This window comes from Aestuariivirga sp. (genome assembly GCF_044239095.1).
GTDB lineage: Bacteria > Pseudomonadota > Alphaproteobacteria > Rhizobiales > Aestuariivirgaceae > Aestuariivirga.
This window is the reverse complement of record NZ_JBIICB010000001.1, coordinates 1-14,508: the sequence shown is the minus strand read 5'-3', so window position 1 is coordinate 14,508 and position 14,508 is coordinate 1. Positions and strand designations below refer to the sequence as shown.

The following is a 14,508-nucleotide window of genomic DNA, read 5'->3' as shown; positions in this document are numbered from 1 at the left end:
TCACTTCTTGCGGAACTGGTCGAGCGAGACGACCTTGGCGGCCTCTTCCGGTGCGGGCTGCTCCTCTGGCGCCTTTGCGGGAACGGCGGCCTCTGGCTCGGCCTGGGCGGGCGCTGGCTTTGGCGCCTCCACCTCGCGCGGGCGGCGCTCGGCATTGGCTGTCTCGAACTGCAGCCCGAACTGCACGGCCGGATCGAGGAAGCCCTTCACCGCGTCGAAGGGAATGGAGAGGTGCTCCGGCACGTTGTCGAAGGAGAGTTCGACCTCGAAGCGGTCTTCCTGGACGCTCAGGTTCCAGTACTGGTGCTGCAGCACGATCGTCATCTCGCGCGGATAGCGCTGGGCGATCTTCTCCGACAGCAGCACCCCCGGATGGCGGGTGTTGAAGGCGATATAGAAGTGATGTTCGCCGGGCAGCCCAGTGCTTTCGGCTATGCGGAGCGCCTCCCGCACCACACCCTTCAGGGCGTTCTGGGCGAGCAGATCATAGCGCATCAAGTCTTCTGGCATGCCGAATCCGGGTGTTTCTCAGTTGAGGAACTGCCACGTACCATAGCGAGCCGCCGGAAGCAAAGTCACCCCCTGTTTTGTGGCGGCCTGTGGAGGGCCCGGAATGAATGGAAGTGCCGGCTTCTGTTGCCAGGTGCCGGCGAACCCCGCCTTAAGCGGCTAAGCCCAAGGACTTTGATTTCGGTGCTCAGACTGCGTTAAGCAGCCACTGCGACCGGAGCATAGTTGTCGTTGGCAACTATATGTTTAGCCCGATAACGTCGGTACCATCACGGGCAAAAAGCAACCCTTTACACCCTCGTCGATCCTGGTTCGCCCCCATCACCGGCTGCCGGCCTGCAGCAGCCGGTGGTGGAGGCGCCGGGTACTGCCCCCGGGTCCGAAAGGTTTATTACGATCACCGTTTATCGCCATAGTCATGCCTTGTGGGCGTGACGGGTGGAATATAGGAAGCCTGGCCGGGGAAGGGAAGGGAAACTTGGGGCTTTCCCGCCGGGGCTTTGTCCCGCGCGCCGGAATCGTCTAACCTGTGCGCCATGGAACAATATCACCACCTCATGCGGCATGTGCGGGCGCATGGCCACCGCAAGGACGACCGGACGGGCACCGGCACGCTCTCCGTCTTCGGCTGGCAGATGCGCTTTGATCTGGCCCAGGGCTTTCCGCTGGTGACGACCAAGAAGCTGCATCTCCGCTCCATTATCCATGAGCTTTTGTGGTTCATCCGGGGCGAAACCAACATCGGTTACCTGCGCGACAACAAGGTCACGATCTGGGACGAGTGGGCGGATGAGAAGGGCGAGCTGGGGCCGGTCTATGGCGCGCAGTGGCGCTCCTGGCCCGCGCGTGACGGTTCGGCCATCGACCAGCTCTCGGACGTGATCGCGCGAATACGCAAGAGCCCGGATTCGCGCCGGCTGATCGTGACCGCCTGGAACCCGGCGGATGTGGACCGCATGGCGCTGCCGCCCTGCCACTGCCTGTTCCAGTTCTACGTGGCGGATGGCAGGCTGTCCTGCCAGCTCTACCAGCGCTCGGCGGATATCTTCCTCGGCGTGCCTTTCAACATCGCGTCCTACGCGCTGCTCACCCACATGGTGGCGGAGGTGACAGGCCTGAAGCCCGGCGAATTCATCCATACACTGGGCGATGCGCACCTCTATCTCAACCACCTCGACCAGGCGGACGAGCAGCTGGCGCGGGAACTCCTGCCGCTGCCGCGCCTCATCTTCAGGCGGCAGGTGAAGGAGATCACCGACTTCCGCTTCGAGGATATCGAGATCGCCGGATACCAGTCGCACCCCCACATCGCAGCACCGGTCGCGGTATGAGCGCCGGGGGAGAGGATTTTGCCGGCGGGCTTTTCCGCAGGCTCTACCGGCCCGTCAATCCGGCAGGCCTCGCCTTCGCGCTGGCCGCAGGCGTGAGCCTCATCCTGCTCTACATGTTCCTGCAGTCGGTCCTGGCGATGGCCGTGCTGGCGGGCTTTTTCACCGATGACCCTTCCGGAACGCGCAGTCTGGTGAAGGCCGGGCTGATCGTGATCTTTCCCTCTGCGCTCGCCGTGGCGGCAGCGGCTTGGTGGCTGGCCGGGCTGCGCGGCGGCAACCGGCGGGAGGTGCTGAGCCTGCACCGGCCCAGGCTAACGCCCATGGGCTGGTTCATGCTCATCGGCGGCTTCATGCTGGGGATGTATGTGACCATCACGCTGCTGGTGCTGGCGCTCGGAATTGACCTTTCGCAGTACACGCCGGGGCCTGACGGCCAGTCGCCCGTGACGGGGTCGGCAGGCCTCGTCAAGGAGGCGATGTTCGATATCGCCAATGAGCCGCTGCTGTTCCTGCTGGTCTTTCCCTCGATCGCCATCGGTGCGCCGCTGGTGGAGGAGCTGATCTTCCGCGGGCAGCTGTTCGCCGCCCTGTCGCAGACGCGGCTCGGCGTCTCCGGCACCAGCGTGGTCACCTCTGCCGGCTGGGCGCTGCTGCACGCGTCAGAGCCGTGGCTCTCGATCGGGCTCATCTTCATCATGGGGCTGGCCTTCGGCTGGATGATGTACCGCTTCGGCAGCCTGTGGGTGCCGGTCATCTGCCACGGCGCCTGGAACGGCATCTATGCGCTCATCGTCTTTGGCGGGCAGGGGGCTGCCCTGTGATGCTGGAGATCAGGCAGGCGGAGCCCGGCGAGGAGGCGCAGGTCTTGGCCTTCATCCGCAAGCTGGCGGATTACGAGAAGCTGCTTCACGACGTGACGGCCAGCGAGGACGACATCCGCGAGGCGCTGTTCGGCGCCAGCCCGCGCTGCCACTGCGAACTGGCCTTCTGGGCGGGAGAACCCGCGGGCTTCGCGCTGTGGTTCTATAATTTCTCGACCTTTGCCGGAAAGGCCGGGATCTATCTCGAGGACCTCTACGTCGAGCCGCATCTCAGGGGCCGCGGCATCGGCAAGGCGCTGCTGAAGCACCTCGCAAAGCGCTGTGTCGCGGAGGGCCTGCCGCGGCTGCAATGGTGGGTGCTGGACTGGAACGAGCCCTCGATTGCCGCCTACAAGGCGATGGGCGCAAAGCCCATGGATGAGTGGACCGTCTACCGCGTATCAGGCGCCGAACTTTCGGCGCTGGCGCGGTGAGCATCACGATCCGGCAGGCGGGGGTGGGGGATGGCTCGACACTTCATGCCATGGCGCTGGAACTTGCAACCAACCATGGTCATGGGCAGGACTTCACGGCCGTTCCGGAGGATTTTGAGCGTTTCCTGGCCGATCCTTCCCCCGTGGGTGGGGCCTTCATCGCCTTCTGGGCGGGTGAGCCTGCGGGCTCGGCCATCTGGCACCGGAGCTTTTCCACCTTCCGCGGGCGCGAAACGCTCTACCTTGAGGATCTCTCGGTCCTGCCCGGCCACCGGCGCCGCGGCATCGGCAATGAACTGCTCCGGGCGGTGGCGCGCCTGGCGCAATCACGCGGGCTTCCCGCCATCTCCTGGCTTATGATGGACTGGAACGCTGGTGCGCGGCGGCTCTACGAGGCGGCAGGGGCCGAAATCGAGGGCGGGACGTGCTATTGCAGGCTTTCGGGGGAAGCACTGGAAAGGCTCGGATCATGATTTCCTACGTCGTCGCCGTTTCGCGCAATGGGGTGATCGGGCGGGAGGGCGGCCTTCCCTGGCATATTTCCTCCGATCTCAAGCGCTTCAAGGAAATCACCATGGGAAAGCCGGTGGTGATGGGCCGCAAGACCTGGGACAGCCTGCCGAGGAAACCCTTGCCCGGCCGCCGCAACATCGTGATCACCCGGCAACCGGGGTTCACCGCGGAAGGTGCGGAGGTGGTGGCAACGCCGGAGCAGGCGCTGGCGCTTTGCGCAGGCGAAAAGGAAGTCGCCGTGATCGGCGGCGGCGAGATCTACCGCCTGTTCTGGCCCATGGTGGACCGCATCTACCTCACCGAGGTCGATCTCGAGGTTGACGGCGATACGCATTTTCCAGACCTCGCACCCGGCCAATGGCGCGAGGTGGCCCGCGAAGTGCACCCCAGGGGAGAGCGGGATTCCGCCGCCTTCACCTTGCGCACGCTCGACCGCATGACAAAAATGTAAGGCATTCCAATGCCGTGGACATTGCGCCGCAGCGTACCTATATCGTGGCGCGAGATACGTATCACCGAGACCAGAACAACAGGGGTGACTTGAATGCCGTGGAATTCCGAAGGCGGTGGCGGTAACCAGGGTCCGTGGGGCCAGGGGCCCTGGGGACAGGGTGGCCAAGGCGGTGGTGGCGGCGGTCCGCGCCGGCCGAACCAGGGCGGGGGCCGCGGCCCCAATCCGCCGGATCTTGATGAGCTGATCCGCAAGGGCCAGGACCGGCTGAAGCAGGTGCTGCCGCAGGGCGGCGGTGGCCGCTTCACATGGATCCTCCCCGTCGCGCTGATCGCGCTCTTCGTCATCTACAACTCGATCTATCAGGTTCAGCCTGACGAGCGCGGCGTCGTCCTGCGCTTCGGCACCTTCGACCGCGTGGCCGAGCCCGGCCTGCACTTCGCGCTGTGGCCGGTGGAGACCATGGAGAAGCCGCGCGTCGGCGCGGTGCGCCAGATCAACATCGGCAACGATGGCGGCGAGGCCCAGATGCTGACCTCCGACAAGAACATCATCAGCGTGCCCTTCTCGGTGTTCTGGCGCATCAATGACGCGCAGAGCTTCCTGTTCAACGTCGCCGACCAGGAGCGCACCATCCGCTCCGTGTCGCAGTCCGCGATGCGTGAGGTGGTGGGCCAGACCCGCGCCCAGGCCATCCTGACGACCGGCAAGAACACGGTCGAGGCGCAGGTGATGGAAATCACCCAGACCCTGCTCGACGAATACAAGGCGGGCGTCACCATCACATCCATCAACCTAGGTGACGTGCAGCCGCCGCGCGAGGTGGCCGATGCCTTCGCCGAAGTGGTGCGCGCCGGCCAGAACCAGCAGCAGCTCATCAACGAGGCCGAGCAGTACCGCAACCAGCAGTTCCGCCTGGCCGACGGTGAAGCCGCCAAGCTGATCGAGGACGCCAACGCCTACAAGGCCAGCGTCGTGGCGCAGGCCGAAGGTGAATCGGCGCGCTTCCTCTCGGTCTATGAGGAATACAAGAACGCCCGCGGCGTGACGCGTGAGCGTATCTTCCTCGAGACGATGGAGCAGATCCTCGGCCAGACCAACAAGGTCATCATGGAATCAGGCGGGAATGGCCAGGGCGTTGTGCCCTACCTGCCGCTGCCTGCATTGCAGGGCCGCCAGCCCGCCCCCGCGGCGCAGAACTGACCGGGAAAGGAAGAACATCATGTTGAAGACCATTCTCGGATTTCTGGCCGGCGCGATCGCTCTGCTGGTTTACCTCTCGTACTTCGTGGTTGATGAGAAGCACAAGGCGCTGGTCCTGCGCTTCGGCGATATCAACCGCGTGGTCGAAGAGCCGGGCCTCTATTTCAAGCTGCCCTTCGTCGACAGGGTGACCAATATCGAAGACCGCATCATCATCTGGGAGAACAACGACCGCCCGGTGCAGGACGTGGCCTCGCAGGTCTATATCGTGGACGCGATCACGCTCGCCCGCATCAAGGACGCGCGCCTGTTCCGTGAAACGCTCGGCGCCGACCTGCTGCAGGCCGAAGCCCGCGTTGCTGCCCGCCTTGATGCGGCGCTGCGCCAGACCTATGGCCGCCGCTCCTTCGATGCCGCACTCTCGTCTGACCGCGCCGTCATGATGCGCGAGATCCGCGATGCGCTGCGCGAGGAGGCCGACACGCTGGGCATCGAGATCGTTGACGTGCGCGTGCGCCGCACCGACCTGTCGGAGAACGTGCTGGAGCAGACCTACCGCCGGATGGAATCCGAGCGCAAGGCGCTGGCCCAGGACATCCGCTCGCAGGGTGAAGCCACCAAGACCCGCATGAACGCCGAGACCGATCGCAGCACCACCGAAAAGCTGGCGCTTGCCAAGAAGGAAGCGGAAATCGTCCGCGGTGTCGGCGACGCCGAGCGCAACCGCGTCTTCGCCGAGGCCTTCGAGCAGGATCCGGAGTTCTTCAGCTTCTACCGCTCCATGCAGGCCTATGCGAAGAGCCTCGGCACCCAGGGAACGACCATGGTGCTGAACCCTGACTCCGAGTTCTTCAAGTACTTCGGCGGCCAGGGCAAGCTCGGCACCCAGGACTTTGCGCCGCCCAATGCGCAGAACCCCTCGCCGCAGGCAGAGCCGGCCCCCGCCCAGCCGGCGCAATGATCTCCGGCCTTCTGACGGCCCTCGGTCTCGTTTTCGTGATCGAGGGCCTTCTTTATGCGCTGGCCCCGTCCCGCCTCAGGGCCATGATGCAGATGATGCAGCAACTCTCCGACGATCAGTTGCGCATCGGCGGCGTCGCCGCGATGGCGGCAGGCGTAGCAATCGTCTGGCTGGTGCGCGCGGTGCTGTCCTAAACCACCGGCCGCCACCCTCGACACCTCATCATCATTGCCGTCACCCCAGCGAAAGTGTTGTGCCCGGGAGATTGGCGTGAACGAAGCGGTTTAAAACAGGGCAAGCGGTGAGAGATCGCCTGCAATTGGCCGGGCAGGGCTTGCGCCGCACCAGGAGCCCGATCCGCACTACTGGCCTGCGTCAGCGGAAAGCCGAACACCAAGACGATACCGTCGGGAGAAGGGGATTCCGCAATCGAGTTCAGTGGCTTGCCGGCGGCTCGCAGCCTTCTTTATGCCTAGGTTCCGGCTCACCTCACAACAATCATGCCGGCGGCGCCGAAACTATTCAGCTGCAGGCTGCGTATGGTATGTCTAGACAGCGAGCCGGAGAGGGTGATGATGATCGGAAAGACAATGAGTGCGCGGTTCATGGCGGCGGCCGGCATTGGCCTTCTCTGCCTTGCGCCGGCCAATGCGCAGACCGCGGCGGACTCTCCCGCGATCAACCAGACGCCCGCCCAGCCGCTACTTCAGGAACTGCCCTCGGTCGCCGATCTGGCAGACCGGCTGCTTCCTGCGGTGGTCGAGATCACCATCGAGGCCGGGAACGGCAGCCCCACCACTCCCGGCGCCTCGCCCGAGGCACCGGAGGGCGGGCAGGGCCAGCCCGCGCCGGATGATCCCAACAACCCGTTCCGCGACTTCTTCGAGGACTTCCTGCGCCGAGGCCCTGGCGCCGAACCGCAACAGCGCATGACGTCCATGGGCTCCGGTTTCGTGATCGATGCGTCGGGCGTCATCGTGACCAACAACCACGTGGTCGAGGGCGCGGACACCATCGAGGTGCGGTTCAGCGACGATACCGTGCTCAAGGCCGAACTCGTGGGCCGCGACCCCAAGACGGATCTCGCCGTCATCCGGGTGAAGCCCGGGAAGCCATTGCCCGTGGTCTCCTTCGGCGACAGCGACAGGCTGCGCATCGGTGAGTGGGTGATGGCCATCGGCAACCCCTTCGGCCTCGGTGGCTCGGTCTCCCTCGGCATCGTGTCGGCCCGCAACCGCGACATCAACGCCGGTCCCTATGATGATTTCATCCAGACGGACGCCGCCATCAACAAGGGTAATTCCGGCGGCCCGCTGTTCAACCTGCGTGGCGAGGTGATGGGCATCAACACAGCGATCTTCTCGCCCTCGGGCGGATCGGTTGGCATCGGCTTCTCGGTGCCCTCCAATACGGCGAAGAACGTGATCAGCCAGCTCGTCGAGTTCGGCGAGACGCGGCGCGGATGGCTCGGCGTCAAGATCCAGGCGGTGACCGACGAAATCGCGGAATCGCTCAATCTCGACGGCGCGCGTGGCGCGCTGATCGCAGACGTCACCGCCACAGGTCCCGCTGAAAAGGCCGGGATCCAGGCGGGTGACGTGGTGGTGGAGTTCAACGGCCGCCCGGTGAACTCCATGCGCGACCTGCCCAAGATCGTGGCCGAAACGCCCATCGGCAGCAAGGTGCCGGTGAAGCTGCTGCGCAAGGGCGAGGAGGTAATGGTCACCGCCGAGGTCGGCCGCCTGGAGGATGGCGAGAAGCTGGTGGCTGCCGGCACGCCGGAAAGCCAGCCGGGCACGGCCGCTCCTGCCGTTGTCAGTGCACTCGGCATGACGCTCTCCTCGATGAGCGAAGAGCTGCGCACCCAGTTCAGCATCGACAAGGACCTCAAGGGTGCTGTCATCACCGAAGTGGCGAAGGAAGGCCCCGCCGCCGACAAGCGCCTCGAGCCCGGTGACGTGATTACTGAGGCGGGCGAGCAGGACGTTCAAGGTGCTGCTGACATCACAGCCCGCATCGAGGAGGCGCGCAAGGCCAACCGCAACTCGCTCCTGCTGCTGGTCGCCAAGGGCGGCAAGGCAGCCGAGATGCGCTTCATCGCGCTGAAACTCAAGGAATAGGCCGGCCGCCGCCCGGCGCGCGGGACAAGTCGCCAAGCGGCACAGGCATATCCTGAACGGCCGGGTTCAGGATATGCCGTGTCGATTTCGCCGGAAGCAGCGCGCCGCTTGCCGCGGCCTGCAGCACGTCATCGCGGCTGTAGGACACCTCACGCCATGAGGCGAGCGTCAGGCGCGGATCGTCATAGCCGATCAGCACGGCGTTGATCGCCGCGAGTCCCAGCATCTGCGCCGCCCGGAAGCGGTGGTGTCCGTCGAGGATCGCCATCGTCTGCCGCTCGACGAGGATGGGACAGCGCTGCACGCCGTCCCGCTCCATGTCAGCGGCAACCGCCCGGACATGCGCAGCATCGACCTCCTCGGTGGGTTTCAGCTGCGCGATGGCGAGCCTGCAGGTGCCGTAGCCGCTCACTCCGCCGCGATCTTCGGCAGGCCTTCGAGGGATGCGTCAAGGGCCGACTGGTCATACATCCGGTCTTCGAGCTTGCCGGACTGGTAGTCCATGTAAGCCTGCATGTCGAAGTGGCCATGCCCGCACAGCCCGAACAGGATGACGGGCGAGGTGCCCGCTTCCTTCGCCTTGATGGCGGCGTTGATGGCGCCGCGCACCGCGTGGTTGGCTTCCGGCGCGGGCAGGATGCCTTCCGTCCTGGCGAACAGCACGCCCGCCTCGAAGCAGGCGTTCTGCGTATAGGCCTCGGCCTCGATCAGCCCCAGTTCCTTGAGGTGCGAGACCATCGGCGCCATGCCATGGTAGCGCAGGCCCCCCGCATGGAAGCCCGGCGGCATGAAGGTGGAACCCAGCGTGTGCATCTTGACCAGCGGCGTCATGTGCGAGGTGTCGCCGAAGTCATAGGCATATCTGCCGCGCGTCAGCGACGGGCAGGCCGCGGGTTCCGCCGCGATCACCTTCACCTTCTTGCCACCCCGAAGCTGCTGCCCGATGAAGGGGAAGGTGAGACCGGCGAAGTTGGAACCACCACCCGTGCAGCCGACGATGATGTCGGGCTGGCTGCCCGCCTCTTCCATCTGCTCGATTGCCTCGATGCCGATCACCGTCTGGTGCAGCAGCACGTGGTTCAGCACGCTGCCCAGCGCATATTTGGTATCGGGATTGGTCGCGGCGACCTCGACGGCTTCCGAAATCGCAATGCCGAGGCTGCCGTTGGAGTCCGGATTGGCGGCAAGAATCTGCCGCCCTGCATTGGTCTCGAGCGACGGGCTGGCAACGCAGGTCCCACCATAGGCCTCCATCAGCGCCCGGCGATAGGGCTTCTGATTAAAGGAGATCCTCACCATGTAGACCTTGACGTCGATATCGAAGAGCGCGCCCGCAAACGACAGCGACGAACCCCATTGCCCCGCACCCGTCTCGGTCACCAGCTTCTTCACGCCTGCCTGCTTGTTGTAGAAGGCCTGCGGCACGGCGGTATTGGGCTTGTGCGAGCCGGCAGGGCTCACGCCCTCATACTTGTAGTAAATCTTCGCCGTCGTCCCCAGCGCCTTCTCGAGCCCGTAGGCGCGGTAAAGCGGTGTCGGCCGCCACATGCGGTAAATGTCACGCACCGGCTCGGGGATCGCGATCTCACGCTCGCCGCTCACCTCCTGCATGATGAGGTCCATGGGGAAGAGGGGGGCAAGATCGTCCGGCCCCACCGGCTGCAGCGTACCGGGGTGCAAGGGCGGCGGCGGCATGGCGGGAAGGTCCGCTGCGATATTGTACCAGCTTTTCGGAATGCGCTCTTCGTCCAGAACGATCTTGCGGTGTTGTGCGGCCATTGTGCCCTCCCGGTCATGTTTGCCGGAATGCTCGCAAAAGACCGGCCACGGCGCAAGAGCGAGACTTCACGGACTTACCCAGGATCAATGACTGGCATGCGCCCCGGGGGCATTTTCGTCTGGATCCAAACACTCGTCAAAAAGGACCAGATCAATGACCACTGCACCCGCCGCCTCTCCCTCACATGCCCGCCGCCGGACGGCAGCACTCCTCCTCATTCAGTTCGTCACCATGTGGGCGGCTTTCTTTATCCTTGCCCCGGCAATCAACTGGCCTGCCTCGCTTGATGAACCGCCCGCGGTCATCCTGCCGCTGATCCTCGATCAATCCGGGGCCGTCTTTGCGGGCTACTTGAGCTATCTGATCCACGCACTGGCGCTGATCCCGCTGGCGATCCTGCTGCGCGATGCGCTGCGCCTGGATGGGGCCATGGGGCGGGCCGTCGTAACGCTCGGCGTCCTGGCAGGCTTTGCCAAGGCGCTTGGCATTGTCCGGTGGCTGTTCCTGATGCCGGGTCTGGCGGCGGCCTATACCGACCCTGCCGCCACACCCGCCACGAAGGATGCCATCGCCGTCGTCTACGAGGCGTTCAACGCCTATGCCGGTGGTGTTGGTGAACTGCTGGGCGTCGGCCTGTTCGCCGGAATCTGGACCATCGTGATCTCGGTTGCGGTCTTGCGGCAGGGCTGGACCGTGATCGGCTATGCCGGGCTTGGCGCTGCAGTCCTTCTCCTGTCCACGCTTCTGTCGGTGGTCGGCATCGAGTCGCCGGTCATGCTCACGCTCTCCGGCATCCTGTGGCAGTTCTGGACGCTAGCCCTGGCCATCACGATCTGGCGCAAGGCGTGAGGGAGGCGATGATGACCGAAGAGACACATTCCGTCATTCTCGGTGCAGGCCCAATGGGCCGCGCCATCGCCAACACTCTCGCTTCCAGGGGCAAGGCCGTCACGGTCGTCACCCGTGATGGGCGCGGCATCGGGCCGGGCATCGCAACCCGAAAGGCCGACCTGTCGAACGCGGACCAGACGATTGCGGCGTGCCAGGGGGCCGGGGCCATCTACCAATGCGCGGCTCCGCCCTATCACCAATGGGTTTCCGCCTTCCCGGCCTTGCAGGAGGCGGCCCTTGCTGCTGCGCATGCCACGGGGGCGGTGCTGATCGTGGTCGAAAACCTCTATGGTTACGGTGTCGCCGGCACCCTTCACGAGGGTCTGCCGCTGGCGGCCACGACCCGGAAGGGAGCGCTCAGGGCCCGGCTATCAGAAGAGCTTCTGTCAGCCCACGCAGCGGGCCGGGCCAGATGTGTGGCCGGACGGGCCACTGATTTCTTCGGTCCCGGCGTATTGGTCAGCGCCCTGGGCGAGCGGTTCTGGCCCGCGCTTTTGTCGGGCAAGACCGTCGACTGGGCCGGCAACCCGGACGCGCCGCACAGCTTTGCCTTTCTGCCGGACCTTGCCGCAGCCTATGCCGCACTGGCAGAGCAACCGTCCGCCTGGGGCAAAGCCTGGCACATGCCAGCCCTGCCGCCCGTCACGCTGCGTGAGATCTGCGACATGGCATTGCCCGATGGCGCAGCACCCACCCGCATCCGGCAAACGCCGTCCTGGCTGTTGCGCGCCATAGGCCTGTTTCAGCCGGCAGCTGGCGAACTGGTCGAGATGCGATATATGTTCGACCAGCCTTTCGTGATTGACCATTCCGCGTTCGATGAAAAGATCGGCGCTGGTCGTCAGGGCTGGGACAAGGCCCTGACGGAAACCGTGGCGTGGTGGAACAGGCGGATGCAAGAGGCAGCATGACAGACCGGGAGGCTGCGTTGGCGGCCTTTTCCCGCCGCTTGCACAAGGCCGTGGCGCCCCTTGTTCCGGGAGCCGCAGCCCTGGCGCGGCTGCAGGGCGGGGCGCGCCATCGCATCGTGAAAAAGGGTGAACACATCCTGCGCGCCGGCACGGTCGCCGATGAGGTGTTCTTCGTTCATCAGGGCCTGCTGCGCTATTATATCAATGACCCCGCCGATGGCGGCCAGGAACGCACCGGACAGTTCTTCGACGACGGCATCGTCGCGACGGATGCTGAAAGCTATCTGCAGCGCATTCCAGCACAGCAGAATTTCGAGGCGCTCGAGACAAGCTCCATCGTTGCGCTGCCACGCGCGGTGTTGAATGCGGGTTACGATCATGATCACGCGATCGAAAGATTTGGCCGCCTGATGCTGGAAGAGGCCCTCATCGGGTCGCAGCGCCGTGTCAGCCGCCTGCTGGTTCTCCAACCCGAGGAGCGGTATCGTATCTTCGTCGAAACCCGCCCCGAAGTCGCCCGCCGCGTCCCGCAATACCTGATCGCAAGCTATCTTGGCCTCACGCCCGAAAGTCTCTCACGCATTCGCCGGCGCATCGCGGTCCGCCCGCGTTAGCAGAAGGCGCAAAACGCGCAGGCATTGGGCGTCTCAGGTGCTGAACTGCGCCCGCGTATAACCCTGCAGATAGAGCAGGGCCGTCAGGTCGCCGTGGTTGATGCGGATCAGCGAGCCTTCCTGCACATGGGGCTTGGCGTGCAGCGCCACGCCGAGGCCCGCCTCTGACAGCATCGAGAGGTCATTCGCCCCGTCGCCCACCGCTATGGCATCCGCAGGCTCCAGCCCCAGCCGCCGGGTGATCCGCTTCAGCGCCTCCACCTTTGCCTGCTGCCCGAGGATCGGATAGCCCACCTCGCCGGTGAGCTTTCCATCCGCAATGATCAGCTCATTGGCCTGGTTCTCATCAAAACCCAGATAGCGCCCCACGCGCTCCGTGAAGGGCGTGAAGCCGCCGGAGACGAGTGCGGCATAGGCCCCATGCGCCTTCATGGTGGCAATCAGCGTGCGGCCACCGGCCATATAGGTGATCCGCTCACGGATGATCCGGTCGATGATCGACGCATCGAGCCCCTCCAGCAGCCGCACCCGCTCGGTCAGTGCCCCTTCGAAGTCGAGCTCGCCCCGCATGGCGCTGAGCGTAATGGCCTTGATGCGCTCGCCCACCCCCGCCATGTCGCCTAGCTCGTCGATGCATTCCTGCTCGATCATGGTGGAATCCATGTCGGCAATCAGCAGCCGCTTGCGCCGGTTGTGGATCGAGACCACGACGGCATCGATGGGAAGCGTGCGGATGTCGACCATGAATTCCGCCAGCCGCTCGAAATCCGGCACCTCGCAGGCCTCAGCCGGAAACAGCCAGTGCGGCGCCTCGCCCCCTAAGTCGCGCAGCATCTCCACCACACGGGCGCCGATTGCGCCCGAGCCTGGTGCTGCTATGAGGACGAGAACGGAATCCATATGATGGCTGAGCCCCAGAAACGCGCGCTGCTTATTGCAGGCCCCACCGCCAGCGGCAAGTCCGCCCTGGCGCTGAAGATTGGCGCGGAGCAGGGCGGCATCATCATCAATGCCGATGCGCTGCAGGTCTACCGCGGCCTCCGCATCCTGTCAGCCAGGCCATCAGCCGAAGATGAAGCCCGCGTCCCCCACCGCCTCTATGGCCATGTCGCGTCAGAACAGCCCTATTCCGTTGCCACCTGGGCCGCCGAAGCACACCGGGAGATCGAGGCGGCATGGAGCAGGGGGCTTCTCCCCATCGTCACCGGCGGCACCGGCCTCTATTTCCGCGCCCTCGAACAGGGCCTCGCTCCAGTCCCTCCAATCCCGGAGGAGCTGCGCACACACTGGCGCAGCTTCACGGGCGATCACCACGCCGAACTCGCCCGCCGAGACCCCGCCATGGCCGCCAGGCTCCAGCCCGCCGACCGCCAGCGCATCACCCGCGCCCTCGAAGTCATCGACGCCACCGGCCGCTCGCTCCTCGACTGGCAGCGCGACGGCCAGGAGGGCGCCGCCCTCGAAGGTGCCGAGGTTGAGCGCATCTTCCTCGACATCCCCCGCACCGACCTCCACACCCGCGCCGGCGCCCGCTTCGACGCCATGATCGCCGCCGGCGCCCTGGAAGAAGCCCGCGCGCTCATGCACCTCGATCCCATGCTGCCCGTGATGAAAGCCATCGGCCTCCCCGAACTGATTGCCCATCTGAAAGGCGAAATCACGCTGGAAGACGCCATCACCCGCGCCAAAGCCGCCACCCGCCAATACATCAAACGCCAGAGCACCTGGTGGCGCGGGCAGATGAAGCACTGGCACCCATAAACCCGTCATCCCGGCGAAGGCCGGGATCCAGCTATGGGCGTCCGAAGCTGGGCCCCGGCCTTCGCCGGGGTGACGCCATCAAGGGAATCCGGCAGGGCCCTCATCCGGCCTTCGGCCACCTTCTCCCATCGCGTTGCGACGGGAGAAGGGCAAGCTGCCGGATGTTTG

General features: G+C 65.1%; 17 protein-coding genes and 1 other RNA gene. 13 read left to right on the top strand and 5 right to left on the bottom strand.

Annotated features, from left to right (window positions below; genetic code table 11):
- Complete coding sequence (locus ACILRA_RS00090; protein ID WP_395660044.1) at positions 1-510, bottom strand: SspB family protein; 510 nt, start codon at positions 508-510, stop codon at positions 1-3.
- Positions 511-622: 112 nt separating this feature from the next.
- Positions 623-985, bottom strand: a transfer-messenger RNA (tmRNA) gene (ssrA, locus tag ACILRA_RS00085).
- Between the two features lie 61 nt (positions 986-1,046).
- On the opposite strand from ssrA, the gene ACILRA_RS00080 reads away from it, so the two are divergent.
- The 9 genes from ACILRA_RS00080 to ACILRA_RS00040 all read left to right on the top strand — a co-directional run bounded on the left by ACILRA_RS00080 (position 1,047) and on the right by ACILRA_RS00040 (position 8,383).
- Positions 1,047-1,841 carry a thymidylate synthase gene (locus ACILRA_RS00080; protein WP_395660043.1) on the top strand — a complete coding sequence of 265 codons (795 nt, stop codon included), beginning with the start codon at positions 1,047-1,049 and terminating at the stop codon, positions 1,839-1,841.
- Entirely contained in the window at positions 1,838-2,662 is an 825-nt protein-coding gene (locus tag ACILRA_RS00075; RefSeq protein WP_395660042.1) for a lysostaphin resistance A-like protein, read from the top strand. The genes ACILRA_RS00080 and ACILRA_RS00075 overlap by 4 nt, the downstream gene beginning before the upstream one ends.
- Positions 2,662-3,135 carry a GNAT family N-acetyltransferase gene (locus ACILRA_RS00070; RefSeq protein ID WP_395660041.1) on the top strand — a complete coding sequence of 158 codons (474 nt, stop codon included), beginning with the start codon at positions 2,662-2,664 and terminating at the stop codon, positions 3,133-3,135. The genes ACILRA_RS00075 and ACILRA_RS00070 overlap by 1 nt, the downstream gene beginning before the upstream one ends.
- Positions 3,132-3,608, top strand: coding sequence for a GNAT family N-acetyltransferase (locus ACILRA_RS00065; protein WP_395660040.1), 477 nt, complete (start codon positions 3,132-3,134; stop codon positions 3,606-3,608). The genes ACILRA_RS00070 and ACILRA_RS00065 overlap by 4 nt, the downstream gene beginning before the upstream one ends.
- A complete protein-coding gene (locus ACILRA_RS00060; protein WP_395660039.1) occupies positions 3,605-4,099 on the top strand; it encodes a dihydrofolate reductase in 495 nt (164 codons plus the stop codon). The genes ACILRA_RS00065 and ACILRA_RS00060 overlap by 4 nt, the downstream gene beginning before the upstream one ends.
- Positions 4,100-4,192: 93 nt before the next feature.
- On the top strand, positions 4,193-5,302 hold the full coding sequence (gene hflK, locus ACILRA_RS00055; RefSeq protein WP_395660038.1) for an FtsH protease activity modulator HflK: 1,110 nt from the start codon (positions 4,193-4,195) through the stop codon (positions 5,300-5,302).
- 19 nt (positions 5,303-5,321) lie between these two features.
- Positions 5,322-6,263 carry a protease modulator HflC gene (gene hflC, locus ACILRA_RS00050; RefSeq protein WP_395660037.1) on the top strand — a complete coding sequence of 314 codons (942 nt, stop codon included), beginning with the start codon at positions 5,322-5,324 and terminating at the stop codon, positions 6,261-6,263.
- On the top strand, positions 6,260-6,457 hold the full coding sequence (locus ACILRA_RS00045) for a DUF2065 domain-containing protein (protein ID WP_395660036.1): 198 nt from the start codon (positions 6,260-6,262) through the stop codon (positions 6,455-6,457). The genes hflC and ACILRA_RS00045 overlap by 4 nt, the downstream gene beginning before the upstream one ends.
- 381 nt (positions 6,458-6,838) lie before the next feature.
- Positions 6,839-8,383 (top strand): DegQ family serine endoprotease, encoded by a 1,545-nt coding sequence (locus tag ACILRA_RS00040; protein WP_395660076.1) that lies wholly within the window; start codon positions 6,839-6,841, stop codon positions 8,381-8,383.
- Here the strand turns inward: ACILRA_RS00040 and ACILRA_RS00035 are convergent.
- Together ACILRA_RS00035 and ACILRA_RS00030 are read right to left on the bottom strand one after the other, a co-directional pair.
- Positions 8,373-8,795, bottom strand: a complete 423-nt coding sequence (locus tag ACILRA_RS00035) for a ParB N-terminal domain-containing protein (protein ID WP_395660035.1) — start codon at positions 8,793-8,795, stop codon at positions 8,373-8,375. The two genes, ACILRA_RS00040 and ACILRA_RS00035, sit on opposite strands and share 11 nt — an antisense overlap.
- The gene (locus ACILRA_RS00030; protein ID WP_395660034.1) at positions 8,792-10,162 is read right to left on the bottom strand and encodes a TrpB-like pyridoxal phosphate-dependent enzyme; all 1,371 of its coding nucleotides are present in this window, start codon (positions 10,160-10,162) and stop codon (positions 8,792-8,794) included. The genes ACILRA_RS00035 and ACILRA_RS00030 overlap by 4 nt, the downstream gene beginning before the upstream one ends.
- A gap of 154 nt (positions 10,163-10,316) precedes the next feature.
- Between ACILRA_RS00030 and ACILRA_RS00025 the strand changes: the two genes are divergently transcribed.
- The 3 genes from ACILRA_RS00025 to ACILRA_RS00015 are packed head-to-tail and all read left to right on the top strand — an operon-like array spanning position 10,317 to position 12,579.
- Positions 10,317-11,012, top strand: coding sequence for a hypothetical protein (locus ACILRA_RS00025; protein WP_395660033.1), 696 nt, complete (start codon positions 10,317-10,319; stop codon positions 11,010-11,012).
- Positions 11,013-11,023: 11 nt separating this feature from the next.
- The gene (locus ACILRA_RS00020; RefSeq protein WP_395660032.1) at positions 11,024-11,965 is read left to right on the top strand and encodes an NAD-dependent epimerase/dehydratase family protein; all 942 of its coding nucleotides are present in this window, start codon (positions 11,024-11,026) and stop codon (positions 11,963-11,965) included.
- Positions 11,962-12,579 carry a Crp/Fnr family transcriptional regulator gene (locus ACILRA_RS00015; RefSeq protein WP_395660031.1) on the top strand — a complete coding sequence of 206 codons (618 nt, stop codon included), beginning with the start codon at positions 11,962-11,964 and terminating at the stop codon, positions 12,577-12,579. Before ACILRA_RS00020 ends, ACILRA_RS00015 begins: the two co-directional genes overlap by 4 nt.
- 33 nt (positions 12,580-12,612) lie before the next feature.
- On the opposite strand, the gene serB is transcribed toward ACILRA_RS00015, so the two are convergent.
- Positions 12,613-13,479 (bottom strand): phosphoserine phosphatase SerB, encoded by an 867-nt coding sequence (gene serB / locus ACILRA_RS00010; protein WP_395660030.1) that lies wholly within the window; start codon positions 13,477-13,479, stop codon positions 12,613-12,615.
- Between serB and miaA the strand changes: the two genes are divergently transcribed.
- On the top strand, positions 13,480-14,340 hold the full coding sequence (miaA, locus tag ACILRA_RS00005; protein ID WP_395660029.1) for a tRNA (adenosine(37)-N6)-dimethylallyltransferase MiaA: 861 nt from the start codon (positions 13,480-13,482) through the stop codon (positions 14,338-14,340). It abuts the gene before it with no gap.
- Positions 14,341-14,508 lie beyond the last annotated feature (168 nt).